The following is a 10,994-nucleotide window of genomic DNA, read 5'->3' on the forward strand; positions in this document are numbered from 1 at the left end:
GGTTTAATGTAATGGCTATTTTTATCATCCGGTTTGCACTAAAAGAGAAAAAAATATGGGCTTGGAATGCCTTGTTTTATGGGATCATTGTTTGGTTTATCATCGACTCAGGTATTTCCTGTTATTATGCTGCTTATTTCAATATTTATTTAATTAATATCCCTGCACTTTTGACATTTTTGATTCCACTTTTCTTTACAAGAGTATTTATTGTAAAGCATTTGCCATCGAACCACGTCAGATAATATTTAGAATTAATAATTCCCCAGAGTTTTTTTTCAGGCTCTTTATTAATCCGCTTCTCGGCTCCTCGAGATTAGCAATCTCAAGAAAAAATCCAACTTGTTGAAATATATTATGGGGAAAATGGTAAGAAGTGTAGTTTTCATCTATTGACCAATTCAGCAAGTTTCTTTGGAGCTACCTCACAATAAGCAGCAATCAGAGCATCTTTCAATACTTCATCTTCCAATCTATCCAACTCCATCAATGTCCATCCCTGTTTGCCCCATTTATTGGGCACAGGATAAATCACTGATCTATCAATCATGGAAAATATGTCTTGGTCAGATCTGGAAAATTTGAAGCATGCTTTATTATTGGCAGCATCAAAGGTTACGAATATCTTTTTTTTGACCCGGAAGGAAGTTTTTTCAAAGTGTGGCTCCTCTGTTACCTCTGGGAGGGAAAGCGCAAAAGATCTTACGAAATCGAATTGCTTCATTTGGTTTTCATTTGAGCTTTTCCAACTTTCCTTTTCTTTTGATCAGGTTTTTGTAATCCCACTGGATTTCCTTTGACTTTTCCAGCCATCTTTTCAATTCTTCAAGATCAACTTGATCCACTGTAGTATAGGTGATTGAGGAATCTTTGAATTTTCCTGTTCCGGGTTGGAGTTTATCTTCCCCAAAATCCATTCCGCTCCAAAACATCAGCCGAATACCTGCTTTCAGCTTACTGTAACCTACTGTAGGATTGCCATCCAAAAACCAAACCGGATGTCGGTGCCAGATTTTGCTTTCAGCTTCAGGTAATCCCTTGTCAATTTCTTTTGCCAGCAACTCACAAACCTCCCTTTCAGTATCGATTTGTGATTCGTTAAAGGCTTTGATTTCCTGTTTCATATTTTAATTTTTAAACGCCAGTCCCTCGCCAGTTAATGCTTTATTTAAGACAGAAAGGGAAAATTTGCCCATTCCGTGAAGCCCTTCTAATCTAAAATACAGGTTAAATCATCAATCCTTCGGGGCAGTATCCTCCTCAATGACATCCTTCTCAATTGTAAATACAATATCGTCTTTGGATTTGGTCTCTCCTGTATAAAAATTATGGATACCAAGCATAAACGCCACGATTAATGCCCAAGCCAGGTTTTTGGTGGGCTTCCATATTGATTTCAACAACTTGATAGGAGCAGCCATATTGTAGATTGATTTGTAGATTATATTCTTTAATTCCTTATCCCGAACTCAAAAACGATTCCAATTGCATTTTTCTGTCATAGTGGCGGGTTAAATTTCCCTTAGCATATTAATATAACAGAAAAATTTAAGAAATTAGGTTTGATTTTCAACCAATTAAAAACCCATCCAATATGCTTAAAGCTATCCATCCAAAGTTGCCCATGCGTGATAAAGCAAAGACACGTGACTTTTACCTCAACCGATTGGGCTTTGAGGAGTTAGGAAATCAGGATTATGAAGGATACCTGATGGTCAAAAAAGAAGAGATAGAAATCCATTTTTTTGAATTCAAGGAATTAAATCCCAAAGAAAATTACGGGCAGGTATATATCCGAACTGATAACATTAAGGAGTTTTACCAATCTCTATTGGGCAAAAATATCGCCATTCACCCAAACGGGCATTTGACTACTAAACCTTGGGGACAAATAGAATTTGCCTTACTTGATCCCGACAATAATTTATTGACTTTTGGGCAAGGAGTGGTATGATTCCTTTTTTATTAAAAATTAAACCTTGCTGACAAAAGGACTATTCTTGTTTCCTGTTTGGAATAAAAATCCTGGGAAAATGAATTGGACCTTGCAAATCCTGCAAATCTCCTCGTGTCAAATATATCCCGGACACTCAATCCAAGACTACCTTTATTCTTAAAGAGACTTTTTTGAAGGGTGGCATCTACAAAATACTGGGCCAAATCACGACCTTGTGCCTCTATCTCAGGGGACTCATAGTTCCCAGCAATCTGGAAATTAAAACCATAGGGCAATTTGAAATCCTGTGTCAACTTGACATTCCACGCAAAGCCGGAATTGGTGAATTCTTCGCTAATGTTGGATCCATCTACAGCTATTCGAAATAATGTGAAGCCCCCATTGATGGAATACCACTCAGTTACCTCACCAGTTCCAATTAATTCCAAGCCATAAGATTCTGCTGACAATAGGTTTTCAGGTTGGGAGTAAGAGATTCCATCTTCCACTATTGTGATGAAATCAAGTTGTCCATTGACTTTTCTATAAAACAGGTTGGTCGTCAAACTTGTTTTTTCAAAGTTAGCCATGTGACCAACTTCAAATGAATTGATCATTTCAGGTTGTAGGTCGGGATTTCCCCTTCGGACATTTAGGCTATCTGTAATATCCGGAAAGGGATTCAGCCTCCATGCTGTTGGCCTGTCAATCCGCCTGCTGTATGTAAATTTAAGGGAATGTTTTTCGGTTAAATTGTACAAGCCTTGCACACTTGGGAATAGGTTGAAATAGTTTTGTTGAGTTCCTTCGCCGGTATTTTCTAAATAGGTATCCACTAATGTCATCTCTCCCCTTAATCCAAGACCATATTCAAATTTGGGTTTTTTAACCGAAATCAAAGCATACCCAGCATAAATCTGATCTTTATATATAAATCTGTTGCTGATTTGATCATCTTCCACAAAACCATTTTCTGCTTCATTAAATCTAAAATACTGGTAATCATTGTCGAATTTTCTGATGATTGATTTCACACCTGTCTCAAACTTTCCAAATTCCAAAGGCTTGATATAATCTGCCTGAAATACCGAGATGTTCCTGATTTCATCAATATAAGCCAGCTCCTGACCTGTTCGATTTTCAGGCAGTGGATCCAGAGTATTATTGAAAATGTCGATTTCCTGAGTCTTGAACTGATTTCTAAAGGAATGGCTTGCAGTAGCTCTAAATAGATGGCCTTTGTCTTTAAAGTTGTGTTCAAAGATCAGCGCATTGTCAAGCCCTGTATCTGTTTCACTTTCCTGATTTCTCCTTACATAATCAAAAGCTTCTGCCTCATCGCCGCCCCTTTCCAGTTCTGCAAAAAGGGTATTGATCTGCCTATCCAAACTTGATTGATACACACCTTCATAGCTCAACACATTATTTCCAAAATAATAATCAGCTCCATAAGTCAGGTTATGCCCAATGTTTCGGCTTGAACTTTCTGTATTTTGTTGTAGAGTTTCATCGTTTTCAAAAAGATTCCGAGTAGAACTTCTATTTCCCACATTTTTCCAATCACGGAAATTATAACCGACAAAAGTATTTAGTCTTGCACTTCTATGGTTCATTCTTGCACCAAGGTTTGTCCTGTTCCGAGTACCGTAAGTAGCTTCTAATCCGCCATGGGTTCCCAGATCTTGGCCTTTTTTCAAAACGATATCAATCACACCACCTTCGGCTTCCGCATCATACCTGGCATTTGGATTATTAATGATCTTGATTTCTTCTACCGCACTGGCAGGTAATTGATCCAGATTTTGGGTCAGGGAGGAGTTACGGCCATTGATCAAAATATTGGTGCCGGTGCTTCCCCTTAATGAAATAGAACCGTCCTCAGAAACAATAATCGAAGGGGTGTTTCTCAAAATATCCAATAAAGTTCCGCCTATATTTGCAAGGTTATTTTCCGGTGAAATGGTAATACCTTCCATGCTTGTACGGAAGGGTAATTTGGAAGTCTGGACCACAACTTCCTGTAGGTTTTGGCTATCCCCAATCATTTTAATTTCTCCCAAATTAGTTGGCCCATTGATCTCTATTTCTGTAAGAAGAAAATCTTTGTAACCCAAAAAGAAAGCTTTGACGTTATATTTTCCTTTGGGAACTTCAAGAGAAAACAGTCCATCTTCATCCGAATCTGAAAAACTGATTGGTCTTGTTTGGTCCTTTAAAGAAAAAATAGCCACTTGCACAAAGCCCAAGGGATCATTTGAATCTGAATCCAGAATTGTTCCTTTTACCGAATAAGATTGACCAAATGTATCGGAAGACCCAAGGACTATCAGAAAAATGATAACAAGAAAATATTTTACTCTTTTCATTGAATTAGACTCGGTTTAATTGATTGCTACACAAAAATACCGTTACAATCTGATTCAATTTTGAAGTTGACTATTTGAAATCAATTGTAGTAGTATGGATACTTACATCTGTAGCATAACCAAAACTGAATTGATATGTTTTACAAATTTGATTTACAATAGCCAAACCCAATCCTACTGACTCGGGTTTTTCACTTTCTTTTTTAAACCTATCGATCAATTCGATAGGATCATGTTGCAATGCAGTACCTGAATTCTGGATTATCAATTGATTCAAATCAAGAGTGACCTTTATCCAACCTCCTTTAAAATTGTGTTTGATGGCATTGCCCAATAGATTATTGATCATGATTTCTGCAATAAACGGGTGCATTTTCACCATGACATTGGGTTTGATTTCAATTTGTAAATTCAAATCACTCAAAGTGATAAACTCTGAAAGTAATTCAATGTTTTTGATAAAGATTTCTGATAAATCAATTTCGGATGGTGGGTCAAATTCCTCATTTTCGAGTTTGGCCAGTAAACTTAAGGACCTAACAATCCGATGTATTCGTTCATTGTTCTGAAAGGCAGAATAAATCAGATGTGCTTGTTCCTCTGTCATTTCCAAGTTCATGAGATTTTCCAATTTTCCGCTGACCACAGCAGCAGGGGTTTGGATCTCATGGGAAATGTTTTCGGAAAATTCCTTGATCTGTCTGTAATCCTTCAGCAGTTTTTGGGTCATCCTTTCCAAAAATCCATTGAGATGGTTGAATTCTGACACGTTGCATTGCTCAAAATGTAAAGGTTTGTTTGTCTGAAAATTGAATTGTTGGATTTTTTGTAATGTGAAATGAAATGGACTTAAGATCCAATTGGAAATCCCCCGAAAAAATAACCCCAAGAATACAAGTTGAATAAAAAAGACCACCAACATGGTGTACACCACAGTTTCTGTTATGTCCTCTGCTTCAACTACAAGGTTGTAATAGGAAATTCTATAATGTCTGTTTTCTATTTTGAATGACTTGCTCGCTTTCAATTGTTTTTCTTCCCTGTTTAATGGGTCGTGATAGGCGATTGTGTCCCGGATGCTTAGGCTTTCCTCTTCAATGTAAATAGGTAATTCAATAATTTCCAATCTTTCATTGACCAAGGCCTCAGGTGGAATTCCCTGCCGGATCCTTTCTGCATAAGCTTCAATCTGCCTGTCCAACTCCATTCCTAGCTCAAAATCAATTTCTGCCCCCAGTTTCCTATAAATGAAAAAACCTCCGATTAGCAATGCCAACATGATGATGATCAAATAAACAGAAGTAAGCAAGTTTAGAAGTTTCATGGTTGGGATTCTCCAAATTTATATCCAATGCCATACACGGTAGTGAGGTAATCGTTTCCACCAGCCTCAGAAATTTTCTTTCGTAGGTTTTTAATGTGCTGATAGATAAAATCAAAACTTGGAAGATTATCGGTATAATCCCCCCACAGGTGTTGGGCAATGGCATTTTTACCCAAAACTCTGTTTTTGTTGGTGATCAAGAAAACCAACAAGTCAAACTCTTTTTTTGTCAGATCCAATAGGTTGCCATTAACATTAGCTTGGAGATTTGGGATTTGTATCACGATTTCATTGAACCTTAACTCATCCAAACCACTTAGTTTTGACCTTCGATAAATAGCCTTTAATCTGGCCAAGAGCTCAGACAAATGGAATGGTTTGGGTAAATAATCGTCTGCACCCAAGTCTAATCCTCTGACTTTATCATCCAAAGAATTTTTGGCAGATATGATCAATACATTGGGCCTGACCTTCAATTTTTTAATGATATCCAAAAAACTCAGCCCATTGCCATCCGGTAACATCAGATCCAATAGGACGCAATCGTATTCATATGATAGGATCTTATCTTGTGCGTCAAAAAGGTTACCGGCTACCTCACAGATAATTCCCTCATGGGAAAGGTACTGAATGATATTTTGGGTCAACTCCCTATTATCCTCGATCAATAATATCTTCATTGGCAGAATCTCCACGTAATCGTAGCAAAACTATTTGGTATAATATACACTTAAAAATCTGAAGGAAATTTGAAGTGGAAAATAACTACACCCGCTTCTCCAGGTTTTTCGCTTCTCGGGATTTGCAATTTCGAGAAAAGATAAATCGGAATTTGTAATTTCTATCGTCTAGTTTGTAGGAAGAATTGGGATTACAAATCCCATTTATCTGGATTCGGCATTTCAAATACCGAATAGCAGGTTATTCCCTAATCTTCAAAAGCCGGCAACAAAAGGTTCCAAATAAGATTAAGTTCTGCCTGCATATTTGGAATATTGGCTGTTGTTACGATTACTGAATTTTTCTCAGGAAGAATCAAAATAAACTGCCCGTTGAGACCATCTGCCCGGTAGGAGTTGTGGCGGCTTCTCCAAAGCTGATAACCATAGCCCTGCGTCCAATCGGAATCTTCAGCATTAACTTTCAGATTTTCTTTTTTTACTCCTGCAGGTAAGGAAGGAACTTGGGCAACTGTCGCTTCATCAAACCAGGACTCAGGAAGAAGCTGTTTGCCGTTCCATTGTCCTTTCTGTAGATAAAATAGTCCAAGTTTTGCCATGTCCTCAGTTTTTACTTTTAATCCCCATCCACCAATTTGGATTCCCTGGGGACTTTCATCCCAAGTGGCGCCCACGATTCCCAATGGTCTGAATAGGCGTGGCTGTAAATAGTCTAAGGCCCGTTTCCCTGTAACTTTTGTGAGAATTGCCGAAAGCATATAAGTAGCTAAGCTGTTGTACACAAATATATTACCTGGCTTATGTTCAATTGGAAAAGCCAAAAATGCTTCCGCCCAATCCAAATCAATACTGTCTCGCAATACCCTAGTAGGATCCACATCATGGCCCACGGTCATGGTCAGCAAATGTCGGATTTCCAATGCCTGAAGATTAGGACTGATTTCTTCTGGAAGTTGGTCAGGGAAAAAGGAAATGACTTTATCGGACACCTTCAAAAGTCCCTCTTGAATTGCAAAGCCGATAGCGGTTGAAGTAAATGTTTTGCTAACAGAATACAAAACATGGGTCTTGTTTGCGGCATTTTCCCCAAACCACTGTTCATGGACAACTTTACCGTTTCTCAGGATCATCAGGCTGTGAAGGTCTTGTTCATTGCTTTTGACAGCTTCAATATATTCAGAAATGGCCTGTGGATTTACCTTCTCCATTTCAGGATCACTTCGGGGCAATTCTTTGGTTAGGGTGATGAAATTGATCAGTTCAATTCCATTGTCTGCAACTGCTTTTTTTACTTTTTCACTTGTCCAGGTATCAGAAACTCCCTGCCTATCCACCGCTACTTCTTCATATCCGATATGGCCAACACCCTGCATTTCTACATTGTCATAGGAAGGATGGTCGACAAACATGTAGGATTTTCCTGCTTCAAGTTTTTCCAACATTCGAATAAAAGAAGCTTGCTTCTCAGCAGAAGTAGCTTTTGGCCCATCATAAGTTACTCCTGACATGCCCAATTCCTGATTGACTTCGCGACTCATCACTGGAAGGTCATATTCCTCTGACAATTTGGAAACCATTTTAGCGACATCAGGATGAAAACCTGTAGAACCCATATGACCTGATAAATGGCTGATTTGGGGTACATGCTTTAAGGCAAACTCAATCTGCGACCGGAATTCATTTTCCACCTCCTCAAGCTTCCATTGATTTTCAGTAATAGCAAGACCGGGATAATTTTTATTTGAACCCATCATCGGCAAAAAATATCCATCCGAATCAGTCAGACTAGGGCAATTTGTAATAGGTCGCCACTTTATACCGTCCCATTCACTTGTGATGACCAAATGTAAGCCTACATCAATTCCGGTATTTTCCCTCAACATTTGCACAGCTTCAGGAAACCATGGCGTCACCACCATCAATTCGATGGAAGTTTCTATGCCATTTGTAAATGTTTCTATACTGGCCAAATTGGCCGAACGGGAAGAACCCATGTCATCACCCCTTATGATCAATCTTGGACCTGTTAGTTCTTGGGCATAAGAAAAAAGGGGTATCAGGGTTAAAAATAGAATTGAGAAGGATTTTATGAAATTGCTCATCGCTGTTGTATTTGGCTGAAGGAAAATTAACAAATTTCCAGATATGGTTTGGTTTATTTTTTTTAGATATGTTTTGTTATTCTGCGTGTTGCATCTGTATTTTTAACAAAGAAATGATATTGGTAAATCAAAAAATGTTACTAAATCTTAACCACACTTCATAAAATCAAATACCGGCCTATGAAACTGACAGACGAACTGACCGAAACCTTACTCAAAACTTTAAAAACCCGATTTCAGAAAAATTTAAACAGACATCCAGGAATCGAGTGGGATGAGGTAGAATCAAGACTTTTGTCAAAGCCAAAAAAACTCTGGTCGCTCAATGAAATGGAAATCACTGATGGGGAACCTGATGTGATTGGAAAGGATGGGAAAACAGGGGAGTTCATTTTCGTAGATTGCTCTACGGAAAGTCCAAAAGGTCGTCGTAGTATTTGTTATGATCATGAGGCATTGGAATCCAGAAAAGAATATAAGCCCAAAAACAGTGCGATGGGAATGGTAGAAGAAATGGGCATAAAGATTTTGAATGAGGAAGAGTATAGGGATTTGCAGCGTTTGGGTAAATTTGATACTAAAACTTCAAGTTGGGTTGAAACTCCATCTGAGATTAGAAAACTTGGAGGAGCCATTTTCGGAGATTGGCGTTTTGGTCGGGTCTTCATATATCACAATGGAGCCGAATCTTATTACGGCGCTAGGGGATTTAGGGGGATGTTGAGGGTTTAAGTAAATTTGAAAAATCTGGTATTAGTAGGAAGGCTAAACTGATATTTGTTCATGGACTATTTACAAAAGATCATAGGGGAAATTGAAATCCACTCAGTTGAGGGAATAAAAATATGCTTTGAAAATGGAATAAGTCCAAATGCATTATTCAAGAATAAACCACTTATTAATGAACTCATTACCGAATATGGTCGGGGACCTAAATTCCGTGAATGTTTCAAAGTTTTTGTAGATTATGGGCTTGAGTTTGATGATAAAGTATTGTTGGCTGTTTTTTTGGATGATGCGGATTCTCTGGAAATATTGTTGAATGAAAATAAGTTAGCCCTCAATAACAGATATACTTTTGATTGTGCCTTTACACCATTATACCAGGCATCATTACTTCATATTTGTGCAGAATACAACCATGTCGCATGTGCAAAAATTCTAATAAAACAGGGCATGGATGTTAATGTCAGGGCAGGTATGAATCAGATTGGTTTTGGAGGACAGACACCCATTTTTCATACTGTAAACCAACATGCCAATGCATGCATTGAAATGATGGATTTTCTTGTTTCCAATTCAGCGGATTTATCTTTCACAGTACAAGGACTTGTTTGGGGGGAGGGCTATGATTGGGAAACTTTCATTCCTTCAGTCAACCCAATCAGTTATGCGATGATGGGACTACTTCCACAGTTCCAAAGGCATGAAAAATCAATCTATGAGGTGGTATCAATATTACTTAAAGCCGCTTATGGAATCGATTATTCACCTACAAACATTCCTAATAAATATTTAATGTAAGTAATTATGATTATCCGCAATGATACAAGTAAGGGTAAAATCTACCAGATCCGAAGGCTGACCATTGTTTGCTGCATACTTCCGTCTTCCGTCTTCGGTCTTCTAGCCATCAGAACAGAAAACTGGTGCAACTTGCAGATAGGCGGATATTCATGTAAGTAATTGACCAATAACTATAATAGATATGAAACCCACAGACACCCACAACGACCGCATGGCAAACATGACCTTCGGTTCGGTATATCCCCATTACGTCACCAAAGTCGAGAAAAAAGGTAGGACAAAAGAAGAATTGCACCAAGTCATAGAATGGCTGACCGGCTTTGATAGAATCAAAATACAAAAGCTAATAGACCAACAAGCTACTTTTGAGACGTTTTTTCAAGAAGCTAAATTAAACCATAATGCACATCTCATCACCGGGATGATATGTGGTTACCGAATAGAGGACATTGACAACGCATTGACAAAAAAAGTCCGGTACCTGGATAAGTTGGTCGATGAACTGGCGAAAGGCAGGAAAATGGAGAAGATTCTGAGAGAAGGTTAGGAGTATTCTGTTACATCGGCAAAATAGAATGATGATAATTTTTTCATAACTTCCTGACTACCAAAATAAAGTTATGCGGAGGCCAGTATGAAAATCGGGGAGATTGACCTTGCCATTGAAAACTATAAAAATTCCCTCAGTATTGATCTCCAAAATGCCAATGCGGAAAAAATGATTGCAGAATTGCAAAAAAAGAAAGGGGGTTAATATTCCCATTTTCATAGATGCAAGCAAGGATACAAAAATTTGCTTTCTCTCCCAGCTTATAAATAACCCAAACCACTGTGAACGTGGAGGTTGACGTTATAGATGAACATGCGGATTACTTCGATAATACCTATCCCAAAACTCTGTTAAAGTTAAAGGAGATTGTGGAAAACGCTTAGAACGATACCATTTTATTTTTTTGGAATAAGGATGTTTATTATGATTATCCTCAATGATAAAAGTAATCTGAAAACCAAACAGTTATTTTTTCAAAACACAAAATCTCATTATGATAGCGCCCTCTT

General features: G+C 38.0%; 12 protein-coding genes. 5 read left to right on the forward strand and 7 right to left on the reverse strand.

Going from position 1 to position 10,994, the window contains the following annotated elements; genetic code table 11:
- Positions 1 to 245: hypothetical protein (locus ACEW8U_RS09560; protein WP_373521815.1), on the forward strand; the 245-nt coding region annotated here is incomplete at its 5' end.
- 140 nt (positions 246 to 385) lie between these two features.
- Here ACEW8U_RS09560 and ACEW8U_RS09565 read toward each other — a convergent pair.
- The 3 genes from ACEW8U_RS09565 to ACEW8U_RS09575 form a co-directional block, all read right to left on the reverse strand.
- Positions 386 to 724, reverse strand: coding sequence for an MmcQ/YjbR family DNA-binding protein (locus ACEW8U_RS09565; protein ID WP_373521816.1), 339 nt, complete (start codon positions 722 to 724; stop codon positions 386 to 388).
- Positions 725 to 731: 7 nt separating this feature from the next.
- The gene (locus ACEW8U_RS09570) at positions 732 to 1,124 is read right to left on the reverse strand and encodes a DUF1801 domain-containing protein (protein WP_373521817.1); all 393 of its coding nucleotides are present in this window, start codon (positions 1,122 to 1,124) and stop codon (positions 732 to 734) included.
- Positions 1,125 to 1,235: 111 nt separating this feature from the next.
- The gene (locus ACEW8U_RS09575) at positions 1,236 to 1,421 is read right to left on the reverse strand and encodes a hypothetical protein (protein ID WP_373521818.1); all 186 of its coding nucleotides are present in this window, start codon (positions 1,419 to 1,421) and stop codon (positions 1,236 to 1,238) included.
- Between the two features lie 173 nt (positions 1,422 to 1,594).
- Between ACEW8U_RS09575 and ACEW8U_RS09580 the strand changes: the two genes are divergently transcribed.
- Positions 1,595 to 1,954: a bleomycin resistance protein gene (locus ACEW8U_RS09580; RefSeq protein ID WP_373521819.1), complete on the forward strand. Its 360-nt coding sequence runs from the start codon at positions 1,595 to 1,597 to the stop codon at positions 1,952 to 1,954.
- Between the two features lie 11 nt (positions 1,955 to 1,965).
- On the opposite strand, the gene ACEW8U_RS09585 is transcribed toward ACEW8U_RS09580, so the two are convergent.
- From ACEW8U_RS09585 to ACEW8U_RS09600, 4 genes are all read right to left on the reverse strand, one after another.
- On the reverse strand, positions 1,966 to 4,302 hold the full coding sequence (locus ACEW8U_RS09585) for a TonB-dependent receptor domain-containing protein (RefSeq protein ID WP_373521820.1): 2,337 nt from the start codon (positions 4,300 to 4,302) through the stop codon (positions 1,966 to 1,968).
- 70 nt (positions 4,303 to 4,372) lie between these two features.
- The gene (locus ACEW8U_RS09590) at positions 4,373 to 5,626 is read right to left on the reverse strand and encodes a sensor histidine kinase (protein ID WP_373521821.1); all 1,254 of its coding nucleotides are present in this window, start codon (positions 5,624 to 5,626) and stop codon (positions 4,373 to 4,375) included.
- The gene (locus tag ACEW8U_RS09595) at positions 5,623 to 6,306 is read right to left on the reverse strand and encodes a response regulator transcription factor (protein ID WP_373521822.1); all 684 of its coding nucleotides are present in this window, start codon (positions 6,304 to 6,306) and stop codon (positions 5,623 to 5,625) included. The genes ACEW8U_RS09590 and ACEW8U_RS09595 overlap by 4 nt, the downstream gene beginning before the upstream one ends.
- 248 nt (positions 6,307 to 6,554) lie before the next feature.
- Positions 6,555 to 8,408, reverse strand: a complete 1,854-nt coding sequence (locus ACEW8U_RS09600; RefSeq protein WP_373521823.1) for a ChbG/HpnK family deacetylase — start codon at positions 8,406 to 8,408, stop codon at positions 6,555 to 6,557.
- A gap of 180 nt (positions 8,409 to 8,588) precedes the next feature.
- Here ACEW8U_RS09600 and ACEW8U_RS09605 point away from each other — a divergent pair, with 180 nt between their 5' ends.
- The 3 genes from ACEW8U_RS09605 (at position 8,589) to ACEW8U_RS09615 (ending at position 10,482) form a co-directional block, all read left to right on the forward strand.
- Positions 8,589 to 9,140 (forward strand): DUF4256 domain-containing protein, encoded by a 552-nt coding sequence (locus tag ACEW8U_RS09605; RefSeq protein WP_373521824.1) that lies wholly within the window; start codon positions 8,589 to 8,591, stop codon positions 9,138 to 9,140.
- A 51-nt stretch (positions 9,141 to 9,191) separates the two neighbouring features.
- On the forward strand, positions 9,192 to 9,932 hold the full coding sequence (locus tag ACEW8U_RS09610; protein ID WP_373521825.1) for an ankyrin repeat domain-containing protein: 741 nt from the start codon (positions 9,192 to 9,194) through the stop codon (positions 9,930 to 9,932).
- Positions 9,933 to 10,116: 184 nt separating this feature from the next.
- Positions 10,117 to 10,482, forward strand: coding sequence for a DUF2200 domain-containing protein (locus tag ACEW8U_RS09615; RefSeq protein ID WP_373521826.1), 366 nt, complete (start codon positions 10,117 to 10,119; stop codon positions 10,480 to 10,482).
- The last annotated feature ends 512 nt before the right edge of the window (positions 10,483 to 10,994 follow it).

The organism is Aquiflexum sp. (assembly GCF_041751335.1).
GTDB lineage: Bacteria > Bacteroidota > Bacteroidia > Cytophagales > Cyclobacteriaceae > Aquiflexum.